The sequence below is a fragment of the Desulfovibrio legallii genome (assembly GCF_004309735.1).
Classification (GTDB): domain Bacteria; phylum Desulfobacterota; class Desulfovibrionia; order Desulfovibrionales; family Desulfovibrionaceae; genus Desulfovibrio; species Desulfovibrio legallii.
Genome location: NZ_SIXC01000002.1, coordinates 80,031 through 104,602 on the forward strand (window position 1 = coordinate 80,031; position 24,572 = coordinate 104,602).

Sequence of the window (24,572 nt, forward strand, 5' to 3'; positions counted from 1 at the left end):
CTACTCCTACTTCTGGCCGCGGCGTTTGATGATCAGCCGGGAAGAAGGCTTCTTCCTGTCACGGGTCTTGTAGCCCTTGGCGGGCATGCCCCACGGCGACACTGGGTGCCGGCCGCCGGAGCTGCGGCCTTCGCCGCCGCCCAAGGGGTGATCGATGGGGTTCATGGCCACGCCGCGCACCTTGGGGCGACGACCCAGCCAGCGGTTGCGGCCAGCCTTGCCCAGCGAGATGGTTTCGTGGTGCAGGTTGCCCACCTGACCCACCGTGGCCACGCACATGGCCAGCACCTTGCGCACTTCGCCGGAAGGCAGGCGCAGCAGGGCGTACTTGCCCTCCTTGGCCACCAGCTGGGCGTAAGCGCCGGCGGCGCGGCAGATCTGCCCGCCCTTGCCGGGATAGAGCTCCACATTGTGGAGCACCGTGCCCACGGGGATACGCTGCATGGGCAGAGCGTTGCCGGGCTTGATGTCGGCAGTTTCGCCGTTGCGGACGTTGACGCCGGCCATGACCGTATCGCCCTGCTTTAACCCCACGGGCGCGAGGATGTAGCGCTTTTCACCGTCTGCATAGTGCAGAAGGGCGATGCGCGCCGTGCGGTTGGGGTCATATTCAATATGGGCCACTGTGGCCGGAACGCCGGTTTTATCGCGCTTGAAGTCGATAATGCGGTACAACCGCTTGACCCCACCGCCGCGACGGCGGCTGGTAACGCGCCCCAGATTATTGCGACCGGCCTTTTTGGTCAGGCCCTCGGTGAGGGACTTTTCGGGCCGGGTCCGGGTGATTTCCTCAAAATCGGAAACCGTCTGGAAACGACGTCCCGCGGAGGTCGGTTTCAGCTTGCGGACAGCCATGATTACACTCCCTCAAAGAACTCGATTTTGTCGCCCTGGCGCAGCGTCACATACGCTTTCTTGAAGCCGGGCTTGCGGCCCACCACGCGGCCCTGCCGCTCCCGATTCCGGGGAGCGTGGCGCACCACGTTGACCGCTTCCACCTTTACGTCAAAGGCCTGCTCAACGGCCTTCTTGATTTCCATCTTGTTGGCCCCGGTGTGGACCAGAAAGGCCACCTGCCGCGCTTCGTCCTTGACCAGCGTGGTCTTTTCCGTCAGCAGGGGCTTGAGCAGAACAGAAGTGCTTTCCATGATTAGGCCCCCTTCCTGGCAAAACGCGCCTGCACGGATTCCACAGCGCCTTCCAGCAGCACCAGCTGCTTGTGCCGAAGGATCTCCAGCACGCTGAGGCTTTCTGCCGTAATCAGGGTGAGGCCCGGGATGTTGCGGACCGAGCGGCACAAGGCCTCGTCCGCGCCGGGCGCCACAATGAGGGCTTTGGAAAGGCCCAGGGCGTCGGCCACTTTGGCGAAATGCTTGGTCTTGGCTTCGGGCAGGGCGATCTCTTTGACCACCATCAGGCTGTCCTCGGCAAGACGGCTCGAAAGGGCCATCCTGAGCGCCAGGGCACGCACCTTGCTGTTGACCTTGAAGCTGTAGTCGCGCGGGCTGGGGCCAAAAATAATGGCGCCGCCCCGCCACACGGGCGAACGGTTGGAGCCCGCGCGAGCGCGGCCCGTGCCCTTCTGCTTCCAGGGCTTGACGCCGCCGCCGGAAACCAGGGCGCGGGTTTTGACCATGTGGGTGCCGGCGCGCTTGGCGGCCATCTGGGCACGCACCACAAGGTGGAGGATTTCCGGACGGACCTCCACTTCAAACACGTCGGAAGCCAGCGTCACTTCACCGCTTTCCTGTTTGTTTTGATCGTAAACTTTCACGGTAGCCATCGCTGCTTCCCCTACTGCTTGCGGATCAGCACCAGCCCGTTTTTGGGGCCGGGCACAGAGCCTTTGACCAGAATGACGTTGTCTTCGGGACGCACGTCAACGATGGTCAGGCCCAATTCCGTCACGGTTTCATTGCCCCAATGGCCGGCCATTTTCCGGCCCTTGAAGACGTGACCGGGAAAAGTGTTGTTACCGACGGAGCCGTTGTTGCGGTGCACCTTTTCGCAGCCGTGGGTGTCTTTAGAACCGGCGAAGTTCCAGCGGCGCATGCGCCCCTGATAGCCCTTGCCCACGCTGGTGCCCGTAACCTTGACCTTGTCGCCGGCGGCGAACATGCCCACGGTGAGCTCCTGCCCCAGCTCCTGATCCGGCGCGCCTTCCAGGCGGATTTCGCGCAGATGGCGGAAGAGCCCCTTGCCCGCCTTGGCCAGATGGCCGCGCAAGGGCTTGGAGACGTGCTTTTCCTTGGCGGCGGTCAGCGCGATCTGCACGGCGTTGTAGCCGTCCGTCGCCACAGACTTAACCTGGGTGACGGGGCACGGACCGGCCTCAATCACCGTGACAGGCACGGCGGCGCCGGCGCCGTCAAATATGCGGGTCATACCGAGTTTGCGACCCAAAATTCCCATTTTCTCAGCCATGACTGCCTCTCGCTAGAGCTTGATTTCCACGTCCACACCGGCGGGCAAAGAAAGCTTGCCCAGCGCGTCGACGGTCTGCTGCGTGGGTTCCAGAATGTCCATGAGCCGCTTGTGGATACGCATTTCAAACTGCTCACGCGACTTTTTGTCCACGTGCACGGAGCGCTGGATGGTGTACTTGTGAATGTTGGTGGGCAGGGGGATGGGTCCCGCCACACCGGCACCGGTATTGCGCGCCGTATCCACGATTTCCGCAACGGCCTTGTCCAGGATGCGGTAATCGTAGGCTTTGAGCTTGATCCGAATGCGATCGCTGCTAACTGTCGTCATTGTGCCTACTCCGTTTGCAAAAACATCCCACGCGGCCCCAGGGCGGCAACGCGGGCTCCTTCACAGCATACACGGGCCATGAAGCGTGGCTCAGAAGGCCGGCCTCACCCTCAAGGGACGATAACGGAGCAACGTAAGGGGCTGCGCTGTTGCGCGCATCACGCCTGAACGGATCAGGATATTCGGAAGATGTGGACGCCCGAGCGCGCCCTTTGTGCATCATCCGCGTGATGCTCCCCGGCGTCGCCCAGGCCAGGCCACCGCAGAAAAGCAGTGGCGCGGCGGTCCCGCAGGGTCACCAAATGGGGTTTTCCCCCAACCTTACAGCCCCGGGTCACACGCCGCCATAAGGCTGCGGTGGGGTCCGTCCTTGGGCTGGAACGGCTCGACATTGTTCGGCATTTGGCAACGCCTGCACATGTCAAAACCCGTAACGCGCGGTATTCCGCCGCCAAGGGTACAGCAGAACGGGCTCAACCCGTCCTTCCCTGCCGTCCAGGGAATGCCGCCACAGTCTGCAGCGGCACCGAATGGATTAGCCTACCTCTGCCGCGGCGTCAAGTTTTTTTCGCGATTTTGCCACAACCTTTTTCCGGCGGCCCTGGGCGCGGCCCTGTGGGTTGTGATCGTCTTCACGCTGCCGAGGATATTGACACCAACCCCTCAAAGCCGATAGCCTGATTAAATTCATACAGTTTCGCGCATCCCGTGCGCCGCAACCGCACCATCCCAAGGGGCTCTCATGGCTTTTGATCCATCACAACGCGCCCGCCAGACCGTTTATCAAGATACCGTCATCAATTACTTTACTAAGGAAAAGGGCCAAGCCCTGACCGTAAGTGACGACCAAGCCTTCTGCACCCAGCTGCGCCTGACCCTTTCCCGCGAACTGGGCGTTACCGAGGCGGGGGCCATCACCCAGTTCCCCAACCCCGCGCAGATGGTCCGCTGCCTGAACGAACTGCCCCCCGACCATTCCTCGCCCCTGCTTTTTCTGGAGCGCGTCCTCAACGGACAGGATCAGAGCCTACTGGTCAAAAAACTGCGCCAGACCTTTCCCAACATCAAAATCATCATCCTCACTACCGAGGTGCCGCGCGAACGCCTTTTACTGTTCCATGAGCTGGGCGCGGACAACGTCATTGCCAAACCCGTGTCGGCCAACACCCTTATCGAAAAAATGGCCTTCACCCTCAAACCGCAAAGCCGCATCGGGCAGGCCATTGACCTGGCCCGCAGCCTGCTGCAGCAAAAAAAATACGCCGCAGCCCAGGACGCCTGCGCCAAAATCCTGGCGCTCAAACCCGGCAGCGCCGCCGCCTACCTGCTCTTGGGCGATACCTACCGAGAAACGGGCGACTTTACCAAGGCCCGCACCGCCTACGAAACCGCCGCCAGCAGCGCCGAGCTCTACCTGGCCCCCCTGCAGCGTCTGGCCGAGCTCTACGAAGCTACGGGCGACAAAACCCGCCTCAAGGAATGCCTGGAACGCCTGGACGAGCTCTCCCCCCTCAACGTTGACCGCAAAGTCAGCCTGGGATCCGTTAACCTTGACCTTGGAAATACGGAAGAGGCTGAAGAATACTTCAGCAAAGCCATGGTACAGATGCAGCGCGACGCGTTAGAGGGGATCAGCGCTCTTTCCGGCCGCATTGCGGATATATACACAGAACGAGATCCAGAAAAGGCTGAGAAATATATTCGTACTAGTTTAGAAGTAAAAGAAAAATTTCTTTCGCGTGACGACATCGCCCTCTTCAACCGGCTGGGCCTCAGCCTGCGCCGCCAGGGCCGCTGGCAGGACGCCGTCACCGAATACCGCCGCGCCCTCAAGCTGGCCCCGGACGACGCCAACCTCTATTATAACCTCGCCATGGCCCTGGCCGAAGGCCGCGCTTTTCCGCAGGCCAAAGCCCACATGCTCAAGGCCCTGGAGTACAACCCCCAGCTTCCCCAAACCGGCGCCACCATAGCCTTTAACTGCGGCGCGGTCTTTTTGCAGAACGACGACCGCTCCCGCGCCGCCGCCTTTTTTCGGCAGGCCCTGGAACAGAACCCCGACCTGCGTTCCGCCCAGGAAGGGCTTGCCCGCGCCGCGGGGTAGCGGAAAGGCCGCCCCGCGCCCTCAGCGGCCCAGACGCAGCGCCTTTGCGATACAGGCGGCGGCGTAGTCCAGGTCCGCGTCCGTATGCCCGGCCATGACGGTAAGCCGCAGCCGGGCCGCGCCCCTGGCCACAGTGGGGTAACGAATGCAGGGGATGAAGACGCCCCTGCGCAGCAGTTCCTCGCCAGCGCGGCGGGCTTTCTCTTCATCGCCCACGATAATGGGAAAAATGGGCGTGGCGTCGGAGGCCGGCAGGCCCAAAACCGTAAGGTTGCGCGCAAGGCGGGCCGTGTTCTCCCGCAGGCGGCGCACCAGCTCCGGGTGCGCCATGATGTACGCCACGCCCGCGTGCGCGGCCGCCGCCGTGGCCGGAGAAAGGGCGGTGGTGAAGATAAAGGGCCGGGCCGTGTTGCGCACCAAGTCGCACATATCCCGCGAACCGCAGATGACGCCCCCTTCGCTGGGCACAGCCTTGCTCAGCGTGGTCATGACGATAGCCACATCCTGATGGCTGAGGCCGAAATGCTCCAGACTGCCGCGCCCCGTGGCCCCCAGCACGCCGGTGGCGTGCGCGTCGTCCACCATAAGCGGCAGGCCGTAGCGACGGCTGATGCGTGCCAGCTCCGGCAGGCGCGCCACATCGCCGTCCATGCTGAACACGGCATCGGTGACGATAAGCCCCTGGCGCGGACGTTCCCGCACAATCTTCGCCTCCAGGTCCGCGGGGTCGTTGTGGGCGTAAACTACTGTGCGCGCCCGCGCCAGGCGGCAGCCGTCAATGATGCTGGCGTGGTTGAGGGCGTCGCTGAAGATATGGCTTTCTGCGCCGCACAGAGCGCTGATGACGCCCACATTGGCCGTATAGCCGCTGTTGCACAACAGGGCGGCCTCGCTGCCCTTGAAGCGGGCCAGCAGGTTCTCCAGCCGCACATGGGGGCGCATGTTGCCCGAAACGAGGCGTGACCCTCCCGCGCCCACGCCGTAGGCATCCACGGCCCGAATGGCCGCGCGGAGAATTTCGGGACGGTTATTGAGGCCGAGATAACTGTTGGAGCAAAACAACAGCACGCGACGGCCGTCCATAACCACCTCGCGCCCCTGGGCCGATTCCATCAGATAGGGGGTCCTGTACAGGTGTGCGGCCTTGACGGCGGCCAGACGGGCGGCAAAATCCATGGGCGGCCTCAGCGCAGGTCCACCATGACCGGCTGACGCTCAAGATAGTCTATGCAGCGGGGCACATCCGCTTCCCCACCCCGAAAAAGGAACACGCGGCCGCCCAGTCCGCTCCCGCGCTCCTTGATATGGGGAATGCGCACATAGCCCCGCCCGCGCGCGGCAAAATACCCGGTGGTGTAGTCCGGGTCGTCGGATATGCACAACTCGCCGATAATCCAGGGGCAGTGCGCCACCTTGGTGGCCAGACACAGGGCTTCCTGCAGATGGCGTTTACCCCCGCCGTCATTGCCGGTGTAGTCCATGCAGGTAGCGCGCACGCCGCGCGCCTGATCCGGCTCCAGCCGTCGCAGACTGTCCGCATGCAGCAGCACGGCCCCACGCATGGGCCGAACGTCATAAAGCAGGGGCAAGATGCGCTCCGGCTCCAGGCCCAGCCATCGCAGCTCCGCGGCCAACACGGCGCGTGCCTCTGCCGCATTGTGCACCATGGGTTCCAGAACCGACAAAGGCGGCAGACTGACAACAGGGGCGGTAATGGCCCTTACCGTCAGGGTAACGGCGTCGGGCTCGCCGTTGGGGTGTTCCATCGCCCGCCGGGCCAGGGCCGCCAGGGCCGCTTCCACCTGCGGGCGCTCTACAATGCGCTCCGCCCCCGAAATATGCCGCGAGCCTTTTTCGGCCCGCATTTTGACGCTGAATGCCATTGCTGCGTACAACCTTTGTGCGGCCGGCGCGGCGCAAGGGGCCGCCGTGCACTTGCATTTGCGAAACAGGATAAAAACCCGCCCGCCCACGCCCCACGTTGTTTCGCGGCAAGGCCACATCCCGTTTCTGTGCGCGTGTGCGGGGCGACTATTAGGGTAGCGCCAACGCCGCCCGCTGACAATGCGCCGCCCGGCGCCCCCACGCCCCCAGAACCGCGCCGCCGGGCACACCTGCCGGGGCTTTTATTCCTGACGGGCATCTGCTACACAAAGGCCACGCGCCGCGCTGCACGCGGCCGGCCAAGGAGGCCTACATGAAAGTCGTCATTTTATGCGGCGGCAAGGGCACGCGCCTGCGCGAGGAAACCTCGGTCAAGCCCAAGCCCATGGTGGAGATCGGCGGGCGTCCCGTGCTCTGGCACATCATGTCCATTTACGCCCGCTTCGGCTTCAAGGACTTTATCCTGCCCCTGGGCTACAAGGGGGAGGTCATTAAACAGTATTTCCACGACTACAATATCCGCAATACGGATTTTACTGTGGACCTCAAAAGCGGCGCGCTCACGGTCTACCCCAACCATGCGGAAGACTGGCGGGTGACCCTCTGCGACACCGGGCAGGAAACCCTCAAGGGCGGCCGCCTCAAGCGGGTGGCCAAATATATTGACACGGACCGCTTTATGGTCACCTACGGCGACGGCGTGGCCGATATCGACCTGAACAAGCTCATTGCCTTTCACGAGCAGTCGGGCTGCATGGGCACTTTCACGGGCGTGCGCATGCCTTCGCGTTTCGGCTCCGTGCGCACGGACGCCGCAGGCAAGATCCTTTCCTGGGAAGAAAAGCCCCTGCTCAACGAGTATATCAACTGCGGCTTTTTCGTCTTCAAGCGGGAGTTTCTGGACTACCTGAGCGAAGACGAAAGCTGCGATCTGGAAAAAGAACCCCTGCAGCGCCTGGCCGCCGAGGGGCAGCTTTCCATGTATGCGCATCCCGGTCAGTGGCAGTGCATGGACACCCTGCGGGATTCGCTCTTCCTCAACGAACTGTGGGATTCGGGCCGCGCCTTCTGGGCCTGACGCGCGCAAGGAGCGGCATATGTTTGCAGACGCCTATAAAGGACGCCGGGTGCTGGTCACCGGGCACACGGGCTTCAAAGGTTCCTGGCTGGCGGCCTGGCTCACCCGCCTGGGCGCGGTGGTGGCGGGCTTTGCCGACGGCGTGCCCACCAGCCCCTCGCACTACGAGGCCATGGGCCTGGGCACGCATCTGGAGGCCGACCTGCGCGGCGACATCCGCGACCGCGAAGGCATGGTCCGCGCCCTGCGCCAATTCCGGCCCGAAGTGGTCTTTCACCTGGCGGCCCAGGCCCTGGTGCGCAAATCCTATGAGGATCCGGCGGCCACCTTCGAGGCCAACGCCCTGGGCACCCTCAACGTGCTGGAGGCCGTGCGCGCCTGCCCCGACGTGCGCGCCGTGGTCATGATCACCTCCGACAAGTGCTACCGCAACGACGAATGGGTCTGGGGCTACCGCGAAACCGACCACCTGGGCGGCAGCGACCCCTATTCCGCCTCCAAAGGCTGCGCGGAGATCATTGCCCATTCCTACTTCACCAGCTTTTTCAAGGACGGCCCGGCCTGCGCCACCGTGCGCGCGGGCAACGTCATTGGCGGCGGCGACTGGGCCCAGGACCGCATCGTGCCGGACTGCGCGCGCGCCTGGGCCGCCGGTGAGCCCGTACGCATCCGCAGCCCCTGGGCCACGCGGCCCTGGCAGCTGGTGCTGGAGCCCCTTTCAGGCTACCTCTGGCTGGGCGCGCGCCTGCTGACGGGCCAGAACAGCCCCTTTGACCTGCGCGGTCAGGCCTACAACTTCGGCCCGGCCGCGGATGTCAACAATACTGTGGCCGAAGTGGTGCAGGCCCTGGGCCGCCACTGGCCCCATTTCAAAAGCGAAATGGACGCCTCCGGCCAGGCGGGCATGAAGGAATGCACACTGCTCAAGCTCTGCTGCGACAAAGCCCTGGCCCATCTGGGCTGGAAGGCCACCCTGAATTTTGAGGAAACCATCCGCTACACGGCGGAGTGGTACCAGAGCTTCTACCACGGCGAAGGCGGCAAACAGCCCCAGCGCATGCTGGACTATACCCTGGGGCAGATAGCGGCCTACGTCAACGCCGCCGAGCAGCGCGGCCAGATCTGGATACGTTGACATGGCCGCGCACAGCGAGAATCCTGAAAGCCTGGCTCGCGACGCGGGCATAGCGGACGCCCTGCTCCAGCCCCTGGCCGCCATCCCCACGCCCGGAGGACCAGTGCTGCACATGCTGCGGCCGGGCTGCGCCCTCTGGCCCGAAGAAGGCCGCGTGGGCGAAGTCTATTTTTCCGAAACGCTGCCCGGCCACGTCAAGGCCTGGAAGCGCCATACCCGCCAGACCCAGCGCTTTGCCGTGCCCGTCGGGCTGCTCAGCATCGTGCTTTACGACGACCGGCCAGGCTCTCCCAGCCGGGGGGCCCTGCAGAAGCTGCTGCTGGGCAGGCCGGAGCACTACCAGTTGCTGTGCATTCCTCTGGGCGTGTGGTACGGCTTCACCGCCGTGGGGCCCGGCCCGGCCCTGATCTGCAACTGCCCGGACATCCCCCACGACCCCGCCGAAGGCGAGCGCCTGCCGTGGGATTCGGAGCGCATTCCCTACCGCTGGACAGAGGGGGCTGCGTCATGACCTGCCGCGCCCTGCTGCGCGCCGCCTGGCAGTCCCGCCCGGCCGACGCGCCGCCCCTTGCCCCGCGCCTGCGCCTGCGCGCCTGGTGGCAGGCCTGCCGCCCGCCCTTTTTCATCACCGCCGCCATTCCCGTAACCCTGGCCCTGGCTTTTGCCTTTCAGGTTCAGGGCGTTCTGTCCTCCCGCCAATGGGGCGTGTTCGCCCTGCTGCTGCTGGGCTGTTTCATGGGTCTGACCATCGCCAATTTTGCCAACGATCTGTTTGACCACATTCTGGGCGTGGACGGCGGCGACAATATCGGCGGTTCGCGGGTCATCCAGAGCGGGCTGATCAGCCCGCGCCAGCTCAGTGCGGCCTTGCTCCTGCTCACCCCGGCCACTCTGGCCGTGGGCGGCATCCTCATCTGCGGCGCGCCCGCCGCGCTGCGGCCCGGCCTGTGGGCCGTGAGCCTCTTTGCCGTGGCTTCAGCCGTCTTTTATGTGGCCCCGCCCATCCGCTACGGGCACCGTGCCTTGGGCGAAGTTTTTGTCTGTTGCAATATGGGCTTCATTATTGTGGGCGCCGGCGCAACGCTGCTGCTGGGGCGCTTTGACCCGCGCAGCCTGGCCCTGGCCCTGCCCGTGGGCCTCATGGTGGCGGGCGTGCTCTACTACCAGAGTCTGCCCGAAATCGACACAGATGCGGCCGTTGGCAAACGCACCCTGGCCAACAGCCTGGGTAAAACCCGCGCCGCCTTTTTGTTCACCCTCTGGTGGCCGGCGGTCTGGGCGCTGCTGGGCAACCTCTGGGCCGTGGGCCTGGCGGGCTGGCCCGTGCTCCTGGCTCTGGCTGCCCTGCCCCTCTACGCCAAGGCCCGCGCCCACATCGCCGCTGCCGGCCAGGGCGACTGGCTGCCCCTGGACAAGCACGGCGCGCTGGTGCGCCTGTGCTATCTGAGCAGCGGGCTCGCCCTTATCATTGGCGTGGCCCTGGCCTGAAAAACGCTTTCCGGGATTCTGCCATGTCCGCACCTCTGCTTACTCTTGAAGACGTCAGCCTGTTTCTGCCCGGCGACGCCAGTCAGACCCTCGTTCTGCACCATATCGCCTGGACTGTGGAGCAGGGCCGCCACTGCGCCCTCTTGGGGCCCAACGGTTCGGGCAAATCCACCTTGCTGCGGCTGTTGCGCGGCGAACTCTGGCCCGCTGCCGGCCACATTTTCTGGCACGGCCCCGAAGGCCCGGAGGAAGCCCCGCTGGCCGGCCGGGCCATGACCGCCCTGGTTTCCCCCGCCCAGCAGGAAAACTACCAACGGCAGGGCTGGGATCTCACGGGCCGCGACCTGCTGCTCACGGGCTTTGCCGACACGCCCCTGCTCTACACCGCACCCCAGCCCGCCCGGGAAGAAGCTGTGGAGGGCATGGCCCATCGCCTGCAGGCCCAGGGCCTGCTGGAACGGCGCATGCCCACCCTCTCACAAGGGCAATTGCGCCTGCTGCTGTTGGGCCGCGCCCTGCTGCGCGCGCCGGAACTGCTCTTACTGGACGAATGCGCCGAGGGCCTGGACTCCCGGCACAGACAAATCTTTTTTGACGTGCTGGAAGAACACGCCGCGCGCTGCACCGTGGTCATGAGCGCCCACCGGCCCAGCCAGATACCCGCTTGGTGCGCGGAACGCCGCTACCTGCGCCGAGGCCGCCTGCTTACGGCCCCGCCCGCCGAAGAATACGCTGCGGACAGCGTCGCCGCGATTGCGCCGGTGGCGCCCGCGCCCCCTACGGCTCCTGAGGCGCGGGGACATGTCCTTTTGGATCTGGAACAGGCCACGGTCTTCATTGACCGGCAGGAGACGCTCCACCAGATCACCTGGAGCCTGCACCGGGGCGAACACTGGCGCATCACCGGAGCCAACGGTTCCGGCAAATCCACCTTGCTGCGGCTGCTGGCCGGGGACGAATTTGTGGCCGCCGGAGGGCGGCTGGAATACTGGCTGCCCGGTCAGGGCGGCCCGGTAACCACCCTGGCCCAGGTGCGCCGGGGCGTACGCCTGGTTTCCGATCTCTCCCAGGCTCTGTACGGCTATACCCTTACGGCCGGGGACATGGTCTGCACCGGCTTTGACAACAGCATCGGCGTCTACCGCCGCTTTACCCCGGCCGAACGGGCCGAGGCGGCCAGCCACATGGCCTTCATGTTTCCCGAAGAAGACGCGGCGGGGCTGACGTGCCTGGCCGGCCGCTCCATCCGCCAGCTTTCCACCGGACAGCTGCGCCGCCTGTTCCTGGCCCGCGCTCTGGCCGGCGGGCCGGACATTCTGCTGCTGGACGAGCCCTGCTCCGGGCTGGACGCGCCAAGCCGCGCCCGCTATCTGCGCCTGCTGGACCAGCTGGCCGCCCGCGGCCTGCACCTGGTCTTTGTTTCCCACCACAGTGAAGATGCGCCTTTGTGCATCAACCGCGAAGCCCGCATGGAAGACGGCCGACTGCGCGTCCTGATCTAGCGCAGTTAGCGAATGAAATGAGCTAACTGCTCTGCAAGGATTTTCTTGAAAATCCTTGCCACAAAATGCGAGAAGGCAGGCTTTTGCCTGCCGTAAGCGAGCATTTCAAGTGTTGAATGCTCTAGCGGCGGCGCAACCGGCCGCCGGCAACGCCCTCAAGCATTGCAGCGCAGCACAACCCCGTGAATATACGCTTTTCACGACCTGTTGGAGAACGTTGCCACGGCAGGCCCCGGGTTTTATCTGCTGCGCTTTGACAGAAAGACGTCCGGACCGGAACGAGGCCAGTACGTACAGTACAACCCCGGACCGGACCGGACGTCTTTTACGGCCGCGTCAATGTCCTCGACGCCGCGGGCAGACGGCGGGCGTCTGCCTACGCAAGCGCCAGGGCCTTGCAACGCTGCAAAGGCCTACACTTGCGCCAGCGCCTGGCCCAAATCCTCCAGAATGTCGTCCAGATGCTCCGTACCCACAGAGAGCCGCACCATGCCGGGGGAGATACCCGCGTCCGCAAGCTGCTGGTCCGTGAGCTGGCGGTGGGTGGAGCTGGCCGGGTGCAGCACGCAGGTGCGGATGTCGGCCACGTGCACTTCCAGGGAAACCATTTTGAGGCTGTCGATAAAACGGGCCCCGGCTTCGCGGCCGCCTTTGAGGGTAAAGGCAATGACGCCGCTGCAGCCCTTGGGCAGGTATTTATCCGCCAGGGCCTTGTGCGGATGGCCGGGCAGACGCGGATAGTTGACCGCGTCCACGGCGGGCTGACCGCACAGCCATTGGGCCACGGCCTCGGCATTGCGGCAGTGGCGTTCCATACGCAGGGGCAGGGTTTCCAGCCCCAGGTTGATGTAAAACGCGCCCTGCGGGGTCTGGCAGCAGCCCATGTCGCGCATGAGCTGGGCGCGGGCCTTGACGATATAGGCGGCCTGGCCGAAGGCCTTGGTGTAGATCAGCCCGTGGTAGGAGGGGTCGGGCTCGGTAAATTCCGGAAACTTGCCGGAGGCCCAGTCAAAATTGCCGCTGTCCACAATGACGCCACCCACCTGCAGGGCGTGGCCGTCCATGTACTTGGTGGTGGAGTGCACCACGATATCCGCCCCGAATTCAAAGGGCCGACAGAGCACGGGCGTGGCAAAGGTATTGTCCACTATGAAGGGCAGCCGGTGACGGTGGGCCAGCTTGGCAAAACGCTCCAGGTCCAGCACGTCCATAGAAGGGTTGGACAGGGTTTCGCCGAACACGGCGCGGGTTTCCGGGCGGAAGGCCTTTTCCAGCTCGGCGTCCGTGGCGTTCTGGTCCACAAAGGTCACCTCAATGCCCATGCGCTTGAGGGTGACGGCAAACAGGTTGAACGTGCCGCCGTAGATGCTGGAGGCGCTGACCACATGATCGCCCGATCGGGCCACGTTAAGCACGGAAAGCATGCTGGCCGCCTGGCCGGAGGAGGTGCAGAGCGCGCCCACGCCCCCTTCCAGTGCGGCAATTTTGCGCTCCACGGCATCCACTGTGGGGTTGCCCAGCCGGGAATAAAAAAACCCCGCCTCGGCCAGATCAAAGAGCTTGGCCACCTCGGCGGTGGTGGCGTACCTGAAGGTGGTGCTCTGCGCAATGGGCAGCACGCGCGGTTCGCCGTTGCCGGGTTCGTAACCCGCGTGCAGACAAAGGGATTCGGTTTTCATTCCTTCCTCTATATCCTGTAAAAAATTCCGGATGTTTTTGGCCGATACTGCAGCCGGACAAGCCTAGCCCAAGGCCGCGCCGGAGGCAACCGCCCGTGCCTGCGGCGGCCTCCAACATACCGTGCGCGTAAGGCAGAACATCCCCGGCGCCCCCCGCGCCCCTGTCGCCGCAAAACACGCCGTGACGCCCTTGCCCGCCCTCCTTCCGCTTCAAGCCGCCCACTTGTCGTAACCAGCCGCTCGCCCCGCGCATTTCGCCCGCATTTTCCGCGTAACTGTATTGACCGCACTGCACCTGGGGTATATGGTTACGACAATGGCGGACGGCGCTGCCGTGGGGCACGGGGGCGCTGTCGTGTTGCGGCTCTGCAATGCCGCGCGCCGACCATTTCCGGGTTTATCTTGTTACAGGCAGCGCCGCCGGGGCGCCGGTTTGTGCCGGTCGGGCCACGGGCTGCCGCGACGTGGACGGCGTGAGGTTTTTTTCGCGCCGCACTAGGGCTCTGTGGCAGAGCCCGCATCGCAAGCCTTATTCACTTTTGCCAGGAGGCTATTATGCGTATTGCCGTGGGTCTGGGCAAAAAAGACGGGGACGAGCGTTTGGAACGCCAGGGCATCAGCCGCCGCGACTTCATGAAGTTCTGTACGGCTGTGGCTGTAACCATGGGGTTCGGGCCGTCCTTTGCTTCCGAAGTGGCCGCCGCCCTCACGGGCCGCCGTCCCTCGGTGGTCTACCTGCACTGCGCCGAGTGCACAGGCTGTTCCGAAGCGCTGCTGCGCACCTACAAGCCCTTTATTGACGCCGTCATTCTGGACACCATTTCTCTCGACTACCACGAAACCATCATGGCCGCCGCCGGCGACGCCGCCGAAGAAGCCCTGCAGGCCGCCGTGGCCAACCCCAACGGCTTTGTCTGCATGGTGGAAGGCGCCATCCCCACCGCGCAGGACAACAAGTTCGGCTACATCGCCGGGCACACCATGTACGATATCTGCAAGGGCATCCTGCCCAAGGCCAAGGCCGTGGTAAACATCGGCACCTGTGCCTGCTACGGCGGCGTACAGGCCGCCAAGCCCAATCCCACCGCCGCCAAGGGCGTCAATGAATGCTTTGCCGACCTGGGCGTCAAGGGCATCAACATCCCTGGCTGCCCCCCCAACCCCCTCAATATGGTAGGTGCGCTGGTGGCCTTCCTCCAGGGCCAGAAGATCGACCTGGACGAACTGGGTCGCCCCACCATGTTCTACGGCCAGAGCGTGCACGACCTTTGCGAACGCCGCAAACACTTCGACGCCGGCGAATTTGCGCCCTCCTTCAATTCCGAAGAAGCGCGCAAAGGCTGGTGCCTCTACGAAGTGGGCTGCAAAGGGCCGGAGACGTACAACAACTGTCCCAAGGTCCTCTTTAATGCGACCAACTGGCCTGTGGGCGCCGGGCATCCCTGCATCGGTTGCAGTGAGCCCAATTTCTGGGACGATATGACGCCGTTTTACCAGAACTAGGGGGTAAACCATGAGCCAAGTTAAAGCGACGCCCCAGAGCAGCTACACCGGTCCCATTGTGGTGGACCCGCTGACCCGCATTGAGGGGCATTTGCGTATTGAAGTGGAAGTGGAAGGCGGCAAGATCAAAAACGCCCGCAGCTGCGGCACCCTCTTCCGCGGGCTGGAACTCATCCTCAAGGGCCGCGACCCGCGCGACGCCCAGCACTTTACCCAGCGCACCTGCGGCGTCTGTACCTACACCCACGCCCTGGCCTCCACCCGCTGCCTTGAGGACGCCATCAACAAGCCCATACCGGCCAACGCCACCTATATCCGCAACCTGGTGCTGGCCATGCAGTTCATGCACGACCACATCGTGCACTTCTACCACCTGCACGCCCTGGACTTTGTGGATGTGGCCAACGCCCTGCAGGCCGACCCGGCCAAGGCCGCCAAGCTGGCCGAATCCGTTTCGCCCCGCAAGGTCAAGGCCGCCGACTTGGCCGCAGTGCAGGCCAAACTGAAGACTTTTGTGGAAAGCGGCCAGCTCGGCCCCTTTACCAACGCCTACTTCCTGGGCGGCCACCCCGCCTACTACCTGGAGCCCGAAGCCAACCTGGTGGCCACGGCCCACTACCTTGAAGCCCTGCGCGTGCAGGTGGATGTGGCCCGCGGCATGGCCGTGTTCGGCGCCAAAAACCCCCACACCCAGTTTACCGTGGGCGGCGGCGTGACCTGCTACGACGCCCTCAAGCCCGAACGTATCAAAGAATTCCGCGAACTGTACAAGAAGGCCCGCGCCTTTGTGGAACAGGTCTACATTCCCGACCTGCTCATGGTAGCCGGTGCGTACAAAGACTGGGCAGGCATCGGCGGCACCACCAACTTCATGGCCTTTGGCGAATTCCCCTTCGCCGGCGGCGAGCGCGACCTCAACAAGCGCTGGTACCGGCCCGGCATCATCTATGATCGCAAAATCGGTGACGTGCAGAGCTTCGACCCCTCCAAGATCGCCGAACACGTCCGCCACAGCTGGTACGAAGGCGAAACCGCCCGCACCCCCTATGAGGGCGAAACCAAGCCCGCCTTCACCAAGATGGGTGACACGGACCGCTACTCCTGGCTTAAGGCCCCGCGCTACGACGGCCATTCCATGGAAACCGGCCCTCTGGCCCAGATGCTGGTGGCCTACGGCCAGAACCACAAGGTCATCAAACCCATGGTGGACCATGTGCTCAAGACCCTGGGCGTGGGCCCCGAGGCCCTCTTCTCCACCCTGGGCCGCACCGCAGCCCGCGGCATCCAGACCCTGGCCATTGCCCAGCAGACCGGCGTATGGCTGGACGAGTACGAAAAAAACATCGCCAAAGACAAGCAGATTGTTGAAAACTACGAAGTGCCCGCCGACGCCAAGGGCGTGGGCTTTGTGGACGCGCCGCGCGGCGGCCTCTCCCACTGGATGCGCATTGAAGGCGGCAAGATCGGCAACTTCCAGCTGGTGGTGCCCTCCACCTGGAATCTTGGCCCCCGCGACGACAAAGGCGTGCTGGGCGCTGTGGAAGAAGCCCTCATCGGCACCCCTGTGGCCGACCCCAAACGCCCCGTGGAAATTCTGCGCACCGTGCACTCCTTTGACCCCTGCATGGCCTGCGCCGTGCACGTTATTGACGGAGAAACCAACGAGGTGCACAAGTTCCGCGTGCTGTAACTGACCACCGCATTCCCTCGAGCGGGGGCTCCGGCCCCCGCTCTTTTTTTACCGGCCAGGGCTTTGCGCCCCCAAAACATCCCTTTCCAAGGACAGCCCATGAACAACCAGCGCGTGCTCATCCTCGGCGTGGGCAACATTTTGATGACCGACGAAGGCTTTGGCGTGCGCGCCGTGGAATACCTGCAGCAGCACTACGCCTGGCCGGAACACGTCAGCCTGGAAGACGGCGGCACCATGGGCCTCAGGCTCATGAGCACTCTCATGGACTGTGACAAACTCGTGGTGCTGGACGTGGTGCTCGGCCCCGAAGCCCCCGGCGCCACCTACCTTCTTGAAGGCGAAGACCTGCGCAAAAGCCTCAGCTTCCGCGATTCCATGCACCAGACCGACCTGGTGGACACCCTCATTACCTGCCAAATGGCCGGGCACAAGGTGGACGCCATTGTCGTGGGGCTGCAGCCCTTTGACTACCACACCATGCAGCCGGAACTCACCCCGCAGGCCGCCGCCCTGCTGCCCCAATTCTGCCGGAAGGTCGTTACCCTGCTGCAGGAACGCGGCCTCGCCCAGGCCACACCGTTGCAGACAACATAACTTTTGTGGGGGAGGCCCTTTTTTGAAAAAAGGGGCCTCCCCCACGCCCCCGCCACCAAAAACTTTCATTCCTCCACAGCACTGCGCAGGACATACCCAGGCCAGGACAGCGCCCTGCCCTTGGGCCGACAGGACGCATCTGTGCCGTTACTTAGAGCAGTTTACGAATGAAATGAGTTAATTGCTCTGCAAGGATTTTCTTGAAAATCCTTGCCACGAAATGCGAGAAGGCAGGCTTTTGCCTGCCGTAAGCGAGCATTTCAAGTGTTAACTACTCTAAAAGAGAAAGTTTTTTTGAAGGATGGGGGCGTGGGGGGGAAGGGAACTTTTGTACACAAAAGTTCCCTTCCCCCCACAAAAAACCTTCCCTCTGCCTATTCTCCGTCCAGGATCATCTCAAGTACGGCGTCGGCCAGGAGGGCGGCGGCTTCGGTAACGCGGGGGGCCAGAGGCGGGGCCACAAGAATATCGGTAGTAAAATCGCCCACAAGAACAAGGTTGCCCAAGCTGCGGCGGCTCATGGGCGCGCCGCCGCAGCCGCCCATGCCGGAGGCGCTGGCCACGCGGCGGTCCAAGAGCAAAGCGTTTTCCACCAGCAGGCTTTTATCGTCCGGGCCGTCCAGGGCTTCCACCCAGATGGGGCAAACGGGCAGGATTGCGGGCAGGTTTTGGGGCGTAAGGCGTTCCTGGCGGGTCTGGACGTCCAGATCGGGGTTGAGTTCGCACAGTAATTCGGCCAGAGCCTCCACCTTAGGGCGGCCCACATGGCGGGGCCAGTACTGTTGGCGATTGAGGTTGGAAGCCTCCACCAGATCGTGATCCACCAGCAGCAGATGCCCCAGGCCACAGCGGGCCAGCATGAGGGCGGCGTTGGAGCCAAGGCCCCCGGCCCCGGCCACGCCCACCCGCGCGGCGCTAAGTCGGGCGCGCTGTTCCGGGGTGAAGTAACGTTCCAGACCGGTGTGCAGAAGATTGGGCATGGGATTTCCCTACTGGGCGCGCAGGCTGCCCATGAGGTCCATAAGGTTGCGGGTCTGGGCGGCCAGGTCGGCCACGGCCCGGGCGGCTTCGGTCATGGCCTGGGCGGTCTGGGCGGACATCTGGCTCACCTGACCCATGGTGCGGTTGATTTCCTCGCTGGCGGCGGACTGCTCTTCACTGGCCGCGGCAATGGCCCCCACCTGGTCAGCTGTGGTTTCCACCGTGCTGACGATAGCCTCCAACGCATCGCCGGACTGACGGGCAAAGTTTGTGGCCGCACCGATCTGCTCCACCGCCTTGTCAGCCGAAGCCGCACTCTGTGAAGCGCTGCCCTGGATGGCCTGAATAGCCGCGCCCACGTCATGGGTGGAGGCCATGGTCTTTTCAGCCAGCTTGCGCACTTCGTCGGCCACCACGGCAAAGCCGCGACCCGCCTCGCCGGCACGGGCGGCCTCGATGGCGGCGTTGAGGGCCAGCAGATTAGTCTGATCCGCAATATCTGAAATAACGCCCATAATGCGGCTGATGGCCTGGGTATGCTCCTCCAGTCGGGCCATATCTGCCTTGAGGTCCAAAGAAACGTGCTGCACGGCGTCGATGCTCTGCAGCGAACGGCGCACCACCGCAGCGCCGCTTTCGGCTTTTTCACGGGTTTCGGCAGAGGCTGCGGAGGCTGCGGCCGCGTTTCTGGCCACCTCCTGGACAGTGGCGTTCATCTGGGTCATGGCCGTGGCGGCCTCGGAAAGGCGCTGCGAGGTTTCCTGCGCGCCCCGGTCGGACTGCTCGATCTGCGCGGCCAGCACGGAAGAGGCCGAAGAAACCACCTGGGCCACTTCTTCCAGGCGCAGGGCAGCTTCGCGCATGGCCTGGGTCCGTTCCGCGGCCTGCTCCCCGGCTTCTTCGGCCTGCTGCAGAGCTGCCGTGGCCTTTTGGGATTGGGCTCGCGCGTTTTCCGATTCGCGGCGGGCCTGTTCCATATGTTTTTTCAGGGCCGCCACCATGGCCGTCATGTGGGCGTACACCCCGGTCTTGGGTCCGTCGTCGTTATAGCTGTAGTCTCCTTCGGCCACCCGCCGGGCAATGACGGCCAGCTCGCCGGGATCCTTACCCAACTGCAGCCCCACGGAACGCGTGATGCGCCAGGCAATGCCCAGGCTGATGAGCACGGCGGCCAGGGCCAGGGCCACCGTCATGCGGCGGGCGCGTTGGCCGATTTCCGCCGCCTGCCGCGCCACTTCGCGGCTGCCCGTGACGTTGAGCTCCACGGCCTGGGCGTAGGTTTTGCCCAGTTCGTCGAATACGGGCCGGTACTTGCTGTTGAACAGGGCGTTAGCCGGGCCGCGACGGCCGTCCAGCATATTTTTGACCAGTTTGGCGCGGATGGCGTCCTCTTCTTTGGACAAATCGGCAATGCGGGCCATGAGCGCCTTGTCGCGGCTGTCCGAAGCCGCCGGCTGCACATCAATAAGGGTGGCATAGAGGGCATAGTTCTTCTGGATGTCCGCCAGGGAAGCGGCCAGACTTTTTTCGTACTTGCGGATTTCATCCACATAGGTCTGCGAGAGGATAGAGGCCAGGTCGGCCCGCACGGCATTGAGGTCCACGTTCATAGACTGGATAGCAATGACCGAGGGCAGCCAGACGGCGTCCATTTCGTCGATGCGCTCGTTCATGGCGGCAATATTGCGCAACGCCGCCGCAGAAAGCACCAGAAGCACGGTGATGACGCAGCAAAACGATAAGGCCAGCTTGGTGCTCAATTTCATGGGCGTTCTCCAGCGCATATTTCAGGACGGCCGTCGGCAAAATCCGGGCCGCACCCGGCAGCGTAAAAAAAACGTTTGCGTGGATATTTTTTGCACTTTTCCTTTTCGGCTGCAATCACAATGCCATTACCCCCAGGGTGACGCCACACAGGCCGCAGCAGACGACATTTAGTAAAAATCTGCGCAAATCGCGTTGTTGCCCCTTATGCTTTGGCTCCCCCGGTCGATGAGAGGCTTCTATATCCGTACGCTGCACGGCCGCAGCCCACTGCGAAAACAATACAATTTTGTTTTTTCAGTACAAAATAATTGCAGCCCCACGCGCGGGCATGACGCGGCGAAGGCCGCTGCCGCGCCGACGGCGTATTGGCATGGCCTTTGCTGACAAACGGACGCAACGCTGAAAATGACAATCCCTCATGCGGCTCTACGGCCGCGCAAAAAAGTGAGTTCCCCATGTCGGACGCCGGAACGCGCACGCAGACCTCGCTGAAGACCCTCCTTCCCCTTATGCCGGAAATCCGGCGCTGCCAGGATGTTTTTGCCCAGCTGGAACGCAAGTGGACCTGGATTGCCCTGACAGGCAAGATCAACTGCAACGCCATTGCGGCCACCCTGTTCGACTTCATCTTCAAGACCAGAGACACCTTTGCCGCCCTGCGGCAAAACCTCTCCGCCATGCTGGCCGAAAAATCTTTGGACAGGGCTATCCGGGAAATGGCCCCCGTGGCCCAGGTGGCCATTGACATCATCAAGCGTAATCTCTACGAACGCACGGCGGACGTGAGTTTTTTGGCCACCGACGCGGATATTGTCCATTTTCTCTGTCATCCCCGGCCGGACGCGGCAGCCATGCGCGAGCGGCTGGCCGCCTATCGCGCCAACTACACGGTGTACCAGGATATTCTCATTCTGGACCCCAACGGTAATGTGCGCGTGCAGCTGGACACGCGCCGGCCCGTACGCCGTTCGTGCGACCCGCTTATCGCCCAGGCCCTGGCCTCGCATGAATATGTGGAAGCCTTCGGCCAGACGGATCTGGTTCTGGACGGCCGTGCGGCATTGGTCTACGCCCACGCCATCCGTGCGGAAGGCGAAAGCGCTCCTTTGGGCGTGCTTTGCCTGGTCTTTGATATGGACGGCGAGGTGGCGGATCTTTTCGCCGGGCTGTCCCGCTTTGCCGACGACATGGTCATTCTGCTGCTGGACGACCAGGGCACAGCCTTTGCCGGCAGCGACAAGGCCCTGGCCCCCTTGGGCCGCCGCTACCGCCCTTCGCCCCAGGACGGCTATGCCGTGACCCGCTTCGGCAACGAAACGGGGCTGGCGGTAACCCGAAGTTCAGCGGGCTATCAGGGTTATACGGGCCAGCACTGGCAGGCGCATGTGCTGCGCGGGGCCTACAGCGCCTTTGCCCGCCGCCGTGCGGAAACCGGCCTGGATACGGCCCTGGTGCGGCGCGAAGCCGAATTTTCCAGCCAGCTCATCAGCATTGAAGAACAGGCCGGGGATGTGCTGGGCGACCTGACTCTGGCCGCCCAGAATGGGCAGATCATGGCCGCCCGCCAAAGCTCCAACGCCAAGGAAGAAGAACGCGGCGCGGCCCAGGCCCTGCCGCCCATTCTGGACGCCGTACGCCAGATGGGCGGCCAGATGGAACGCGAATTCCACTATTTTACCGACGGGCTGCTCAATACGGTTACGGCCTCGCGCCTGCGCGACGCGGCCTTTCTGGCCTCCATCACCGTGGAAATCATGGACCGCAACCTTTACGAGCGCGCCAACGACTGCCGCTGGTGGGCCCTGACCCGCGACTTCCGCGCCGCTCTGGCCAAGCCCGCCCTGGACCCGCAGGATCTGCGGCAACTGGAAGGCATCCTCGCCTACATCAACAGCTACTACACGGTCTATGCCAACCTGTTTCTCTACAACGCCCAAGGGAACATCTTGGCCTGTTCGCAGGAGGCGGAACGCTTCCGCTACGGCAGCCAGGTGGCCGAAGACTACGCACGCCGAACCCTGAGCCTGGACCACCCGGAAGACTACGCCGTTTCCGCCTTTCGGCCCACCGATCTCTACCATCCTGCAGGCGAGCCGCAGCCGACCTACATCTACAGCGCGCCGGTCTTTCCTCTGCAGGGGGGCAGGCCCGTGGGCGGCATAGGCATTGTGTTCGACGCCCTGCCCCAGTTTGGCGGCATGCTGCAGGAAACCCTGCCCAAAGACGCGCAAGGCGTGGTGCGCAAGGGCGCTGCGGGCCTGTTTGTGGATGCCGGGGGCACCGTCATCGCCTCTTCTCTGCCGGACCTGCCTCCGGGCGCGGCCTATCGCCTCCACAAGGAATGGCTGACCCTGGACGAAGGCGAAAGCCGTTCCTATCTCGAATCGCAGGCGGGCGTGCTCTACGCCATGGGCTGTGCGCGTTCGCGCGGCTACCGCGAATACAAACGCGACAATCGCTACCGCAACGACATGTACTGCGTTATGCGGCTGCCCATCTGACCGCAGCGCTCTAAGGCAGCCGGCACATCCAGGGCATTGCAGCGCTGCAATGCCCTGGCGGTTGCGGAAGCAGACGCCCGCCATAGAGGCACAAACGCAGCTGCAGCTGTTGTGACGCGGGCGCTGCGGATGAGGACAGCAGCGCAATGTCTTTGCGCGGGTAAGCGCCGGAATGAGCGTGCCGTAAACTTTGAGAAGACATATTCTCAAAGGTAATCTGCTCCATGACTCGCCTTGACGCGCATCCGCCCGTTCCGCTCCTCCGTGCGGCGCTTCGGTCTTGACGGGTCGAATACTTCCTAGCTATCATTCTCAGTTCAAACGTTTTACACACCCGGCTTGCAGGAACCGCGCCATGAACCAGACTTTGTCCACAGAGCTTTTGCCGGAATGGCAGAGGATCGTCGACCTCATTGCCCATATCGCCAAGGTGCCCGTGGGCCTCATCATGGGTCTGCGGGACAACACCCTCACCGTGCTGGTTTCCAGCCGCACCAAGGGCAATCCCTACCGGGCGGGCGAAACGACCAGCCTGCCCGACTCCGGGCTCTACTGCGAGCACGTCATCCGGTCGCAGCAGGCTTTGCAGGTTCCGGACGCGCTGCAATCCCCCCAATGGGACCATAATCCCGACCTGGCTCGCCACATGGTGGCCTACCTGGGCTTTCCCGTGCGCTACCCGGACGGCACGCCCTTTGGCACCATTTGCCTGCTGGACAGCAAAGAACACCACTTTTCGCAAGAAGTCACTGAACTTATTGAACGAATGCGCGCCCTCATTGAGGGCAATCTCAAAATGCAGAACCTGCTCAATCAGAACGCCAAAAGGGTGTCTGAAATCCACGAAAAAAACCAGAGGCTGGAAAAGCTCCTCCAGGCCCTGGACGAAAGCGAAAAAAAATTCCGCTTTATTACCGAAAATACCGTGGACTTCATCTGGATGTACAATGTCAGCAAGAGACGATTTCTCTATGCAAGCCCAGGCCTCAAGCAGCTCACCGGGCAGGAGGCCGAAACTCTGCTCACCATGCCTCTTCATAATATTGTACTGCCGCAGTATCTGGACAACATTAAACGCAATATGCAGAATGCCGTGCGCAAGTTGCGGGAAAACCCCACTACAGAACCCGTTTCACAGAGTGAAATTCAGCAGTATCGCGTGGACGGCAGCGCCGTGTGGGTAGAATACAAAGTCAAATATCTGATCAATCAGGAAGGGGACGTGGAAGCGGTGGGCGTCAGCCGCAATATTGAAGAACGCAAACGCAGGGAACAGGAAATCAGATTCCTCAGCACCCACGACTATCTGACCAAGACGCACAACAGGCTGTACCTGTATGCCGAGGCTCGCAAAGAAATAGCCTTGACGGAACGGAGCGGCCGCCCCCTGGCCATGCTCTTTTTTGACCTGGACGGCTTCAAGGCCGTCAATGACCAGCACGGCCACGCCGTAGGCGACGCGGTGCTGCAGCGGACCACCCATGTGGTGATGCAAAACCTGCGCAAATCCGACGTGCTGGCCCGCTACGGCGGTGAAGAGTTTGTCGTCCTCATGCCGGACATGCCCCTGGAGGCGGCCCACAACGCGGCCGAACGCATCCGCCTGGCCGTGGAAGCCGAACCCATGCCCAAGGGCCTGACCATGACCGTCAGCATCGGCGTGGCCGTACGCGCCCCCCACGAAAGTCTGGAACAGTGGGTAGACCGGGCGGACAGGGCTATGTATGAGGCCAAGGACCAGGGCCGCAACTGCTGTATAGTCAGCTCTTCGGCCCCACCCGGCCCCTAGAGCATTTAACACTTGAAATGCTCGCTTACGGCAGGCAAAAGCCTGCCTTCTCGCATTTCGTGGCAAGGATTTTCAAGAAAATCCTTGCAGAGCCGTTAGCTCATTTCATTCGCTAACGGC

The 24,572-nt window shown here is 63.3% G+C and carries 21 protein-coding genes; 11 read left to right on the forward strand and 10 right to left on the reverse strand.

Translation table 11 applies throughout. The annotated features are described in order from the left end of the window. Positions 1-6: 6 nt before the first annotated feature. From rplB to rpsJ, 5 genes are read right to left on the reverse strand one after another with little or no spacing between them, the layout of a single operon-like run. Positions 7-855 (reverse strand): 50S ribosomal protein L2, encoded by an 849-nt coding sequence (rplB, locus tag EB812_RS01590; protein ID WP_118230301.1) that lies wholly within the window; start codon positions 853-855, stop codon positions 7-9. A gap of 2 nt (positions 856-857) precedes the next feature. Continuing rightward, a complete protein-coding gene (gene rplW, locus EB812_RS01595; protein WP_092154074.1) occupies positions 858-1,148 on the reverse strand; it encodes a 50S ribosomal protein L23 in 291 nt (96 codons plus the stop codon). Positions 1,149-1,150: 2 nt separating this feature from the next. Then, the gene (gene rplD / locus EB812_RS01600; RefSeq protein WP_118230300.1) at positions 1,151-1,783 is read right to left on the reverse strand and encodes a 50S ribosomal protein L4; all 633 of its coding nucleotides are present in this window, start codon (positions 1,781-1,783) and stop codon (positions 1,151-1,153) included. Positions 1,784-1,794: 11 nt separating this feature from the next. Continuing rightward, a complete protein-coding gene (gene rplC / locus EB812_RS01605) occupies positions 1,795-2,424 on the reverse strand; it encodes a 50S ribosomal protein L3 (RefSeq protein WP_118230299.1) in 630 nt (209 codons plus the stop codon). A 12-nt stretch (positions 2,425-2,436) separates the two neighbouring features. Further along, complete coding sequence (gene rpsJ / locus EB812_RS01610; RefSeq protein ID WP_006008400.1) at positions 2,437-2,754, reverse strand: 30S ribosomal protein S10; 318 nt, start codon at positions 2,752-2,754, stop codon at positions 2,437-2,439. Positions 2,755-3,496: 742 nt separating this feature from the next. Here rpsJ and EB812_RS01615 point away from each other — a divergent pair. Next, on the forward strand, positions 3,497-4,858 hold the full coding sequence (locus EB812_RS01615) for a response regulator (RefSeq protein ID WP_130957748.1): 1,362 nt from the start codon (positions 3,497-3,499) through the stop codon (positions 4,856-4,858). A gap of 21 nt (positions 4,859-4,879) precedes the next feature. On the opposite strand, the gene bioF is transcribed toward EB812_RS01615, so the two are convergent. Continuing rightward, positions 4,880-6,034, reverse strand: coding sequence for an 8-amino-7-oxononanoate synthase (bioF, locus tag EB812_RS01620; RefSeq protein ID WP_130957749.1), 1,155 nt, complete (start codon positions 6,032-6,034; stop codon positions 4,880-4,882). A gap of 8 nt (positions 6,035-6,042) precedes the next feature. Next, a complete protein-coding gene (locus tag EB812_RS01625) occupies positions 6,043-6,741 on the reverse strand; it encodes a 6-carboxyhexanoate--CoA ligase (protein WP_165450862.1) in 699 nt (232 codons plus the stop codon). A gap of 314 nt (positions 6,742-7,055) precedes the next feature. Here EB812_RS01625 and rfbF point away from each other — a divergent pair, with 314 nt between their 5' ends. From rfbF to EB812_RS01650, 5 genes are read left to right on the forward strand one after another with little or no spacing between them, the layout of a single operon-like run. Beyond that, on the forward strand, positions 7,056-7,820 hold the full coding sequence (gene rfbF / locus EB812_RS01630) for a glucose-1-phosphate cytidylyltransferase (protein WP_118230295.1): 765 nt from the start codon (positions 7,056-7,058) through the stop codon (positions 7,818-7,820). 19 nt (positions 7,821-7,839) lie between these two features. Continuing rightward, on the forward strand, positions 7,840-8,955 hold the full coding sequence (gene rfbG / locus EB812_RS01635; RefSeq protein WP_130957750.1) for a CDP-glucose 4,6-dehydratase: 1,116 nt from the start codon (positions 7,840-7,842) through the stop codon (positions 8,953-8,955). Between the two features lies 1 nt (position 8,956). Further along, complete coding sequence (locus EB812_RS01640) at positions 8,957-9,466, forward strand: dTDP-4-dehydrorhamnose 3,5-epimerase (RefSeq protein WP_242621155.1); 510 nt, start codon at positions 8,957-8,959, stop codon at positions 9,464-9,466. After that, complete coding sequence (locus tag EB812_RS01645; RefSeq protein WP_118230293.1) at positions 9,463-10,443, forward strand: prenyltransferase; 981 nt, start codon at positions 9,463-9,465, stop codon at positions 10,441-10,443. Before EB812_RS01640 ends, EB812_RS01645 begins: the two co-directional genes overlap by 4 nt. 23 nt (positions 10,444-10,466) lie before the next feature. Next, positions 10,467-11,945, forward strand: a complete 1,479-nt coding sequence (locus EB812_RS01650) for an ATP-binding cassette domain-containing protein (protein ID WP_118230292.1) — start codon at positions 10,467-10,469, stop codon at positions 11,943-11,945. A 413-nt stretch (positions 11,946-12,358) separates the two neighbouring features. Here the strand turns inward: EB812_RS01650 and EB812_RS01655 are convergent, their stop codons facing one another. Then, entirely contained in the window at positions 12,359-13,624 is a 1,266-nt protein-coding gene (locus EB812_RS01655) for an O-acetylhomoserine aminocarboxypropyltransferase/cysteine synthase family protein (protein ID WP_130957751.1), read from the reverse strand. Positions 13,625-14,179: 555 nt separating this feature from the next. Between EB812_RS01655 and EB812_RS01660 the strand changes: the two genes are divergently transcribed. The 3 genes from EB812_RS01660 (at position 14,180) to EB812_RS01670 (ending at position 17,414) form a co-directional block, all read left to right on the forward strand. Next, positions 14,180-15,127: a hydrogenase small subunit gene (locus EB812_RS01660; protein ID WP_118230290.1), complete on the forward strand. Its 948-nt coding sequence runs from the start codon at positions 14,180-14,182 to the stop codon at positions 15,125-15,127. 10 nt (positions 15,128-15,137) lie between these two features. Then, positions 15,138-16,817, forward strand: coding sequence for a nickel-dependent hydrogenase large subunit (locus EB812_RS01665; RefSeq protein WP_118230289.1), 1,680 nt, complete (start codon positions 15,138-15,140; stop codon positions 16,815-16,817). Between the two features lie 99 nt (positions 16,818-16,916). Then, positions 16,917-17,414 (forward strand): HyaD/HybD family hydrogenase maturation endopeptidase, encoded by a 498-nt coding sequence (locus EB812_RS01670; protein WP_118230288.1) that lies wholly within the window; start codon positions 16,917-16,919, stop codon positions 17,412-17,414. Between the two features lie 374 nt (positions 17,415-17,788). Here EB812_RS01670 and thiF read toward each other — a convergent pair whose 3' ends face one another. Both thiF and EB812_RS01680 read right to left on the reverse strand, forming a co-directional pair. Further along, positions 17,789-18,394 carry a sulfur carrier protein ThiS adenylyltransferase ThiF gene (gene thiF / locus EB812_RS01675; RefSeq protein ID WP_118230287.1) on the reverse strand — a complete coding sequence of 202 codons (606 nt, stop codon included), beginning with the start codon at positions 18,392-18,394 and terminating at the stop codon, positions 17,789-17,791. A gap of 9 nt (positions 18,395-18,403) precedes the next feature. Continuing rightward, positions 18,404-20,161 (reverse strand): methyl-accepting chemotaxis protein, encoded by a 1,758-nt coding sequence (locus EB812_RS01680; RefSeq protein WP_118230286.1) that lies wholly within the window; start codon positions 20,159-20,161, stop codon positions 18,404-18,406. Between the two features lie 456 nt (positions 20,162-20,617). Here EB812_RS01680 and EB812_RS01685 point away from each other — a divergent pair, with 456 nt between their 5' ends. Together EB812_RS01685 and EB812_RS01690 are read left to right on the forward strand one after the other, a co-directional pair. Next, on the forward strand, positions 20,618-22,663 hold the full coding sequence (locus EB812_RS01685) for a cache domain-containing protein (protein WP_118229580.1): 2,046 nt from the start codon (positions 20,618-20,620) through the stop codon (positions 22,661-22,663). 355 nt (positions 22,664-23,018) lie between these two features. After that, entirely contained in the window at positions 23,019-24,452 is a 1,434-nt protein-coding gene (locus tag EB812_RS01690) for a diguanylate cyclase (protein WP_130957752.1), read from the forward strand. Positions 24,453-24,572 lie beyond the last annotated feature (120 nt).

Bases quoted from the DNA above. Each gene is read 5' to 3' on its own strand.
- rplB (WP_118230301.1), bottom strand. From the start codon at position 855: ATGGCTGTCCGCAAGCTGAAACCGACCTCCGCGGGACGTCGTTTCCAG.
- rplW (WP_092154074.1), bottom strand. From the start codon at position 1,148: ATGGAAAGCACTTCTGTTCTGCTCAAGCCCCTGCTGACGGAAAAGACC.
- rplD (WP_118230300.1), bottom strand. From the start codon at position 1,783: ATGGCTACCGTGAAAGTTTACGATCAAAACAAACAGGAAAGCGGTGAA.
- rplC (WP_118230299.1), bottom strand. From the start codon at position 2,424: ATGGCTGAGAAAATGGGAATTTTGGGTCGCAAACTCGGTATGACCCGC.
- rpsJ (WP_006008400.1), bottom strand. From the start codon at position 2,754: ATGACGACAGTTAGCAGCGATCGCATTCGGATCAAGCTCAAAGCCTAC.
- EB812_RS01615 (WP_130957748.1), top strand. From the start codon at position 3,497: ATGGCTTTTGATCCATCACAACGCGCCCGCCAGACCGTTTATCAAGAT.
- bioF (WP_130957749.1), bottom strand. From the start codon at position 6,034: ATGGATTTTGCCGCCCGTCTGGCCGCCGTCAAGGCCGCACACCTGTAC.
- EB812_RS01625 (WP_165450862.1), bottom strand. From the start codon at position 6,741: ATGGCATTCAGCGTCAAAATGCGGGCCGAAAAAGGCTCGCGGCATATT.
- rfbF (WP_118230295.1), top strand. From the start codon at position 7,056: ATGAAAGTCGTCATTTTATGCGGCGGCAAGGGCACGCGCCTGCGCGAG.
- rfbG (WP_130957750.1), top strand. From the start codon at position 7,840: ATGTTTGCAGACGCCTATAAAGGACGCCGGGTGCTGGTCACCGGGCAC.
- EB812_RS01640 (WP_242621155.1), top strand. From the start codon at position 8,957: ATGGCCGCGCACAGCGAGAATCCTGAAAGCCTGGCTCGCGACGCGGGC.
- EB812_RS01645 (WP_118230293.1), top strand. From the start codon at position 9,463: ATGACCTGCCGCGCCCTGCTGCGCGCCGCCTGGCAGTCCCGCCCGGCC.
- EB812_RS01650 (WP_118230292.1), top strand. From the start codon at position 10,467: ATGTCCGCACCTCTGCTTACTCTTGAAGACGTCAGCCTGTTTCTGCCC.
- EB812_RS01655 (WP_130957751.1), bottom strand. From the start codon at position 13,624: ATGAAAACCGAATCCCTTTGTCTGCACGCGGGTTACGAACCCGGCAAC.
- EB812_RS01660 (WP_118230290.1), top strand. From the start codon at position 14,180: ATGCGTATTGCCGTGGGTCTGGGCAAAAAAGACGGGGACGAGCGTTTG.
- EB812_RS01665 (WP_118230289.1), top strand. From the start codon at position 15,138: ATGAGCCAAGTTAAAGCGACGCCCCAGAGCAGCTACACCGGTCCCATT.
- EB812_RS01670 (WP_118230288.1), top strand. From the start codon at position 16,917: ATGAACAACCAGCGCGTGCTCATCCTCGGCGTGGGCAACATTTTGATG.
- thiF (WP_118230287.1), bottom strand. From the start codon at position 18,394: ATGCCCAATCTTCTGCACACCGGTCTGGAACGTTACTTCACCCCGGAA.
- EB812_RS01680 (WP_118230286.1), bottom strand. From the start codon at position 20,161: ATGAAATTGAGCACCAAGCTGGCCTTATCGTTTTGCTGCGTCATCACC.
- EB812_RS01685 (WP_118229580.1), top strand. From the start codon at position 20,618: ATGTCGGACGCCGGAACGCGCACGCAGACCTCGCTGAAGACCCTCCTT.
- EB812_RS01690 (WP_130957752.1), top strand. From the start codon at position 23,019: ATGAACCAGACTTTGTCCACAGAGCTTTTGCCGGAATGGCAGAGGATC.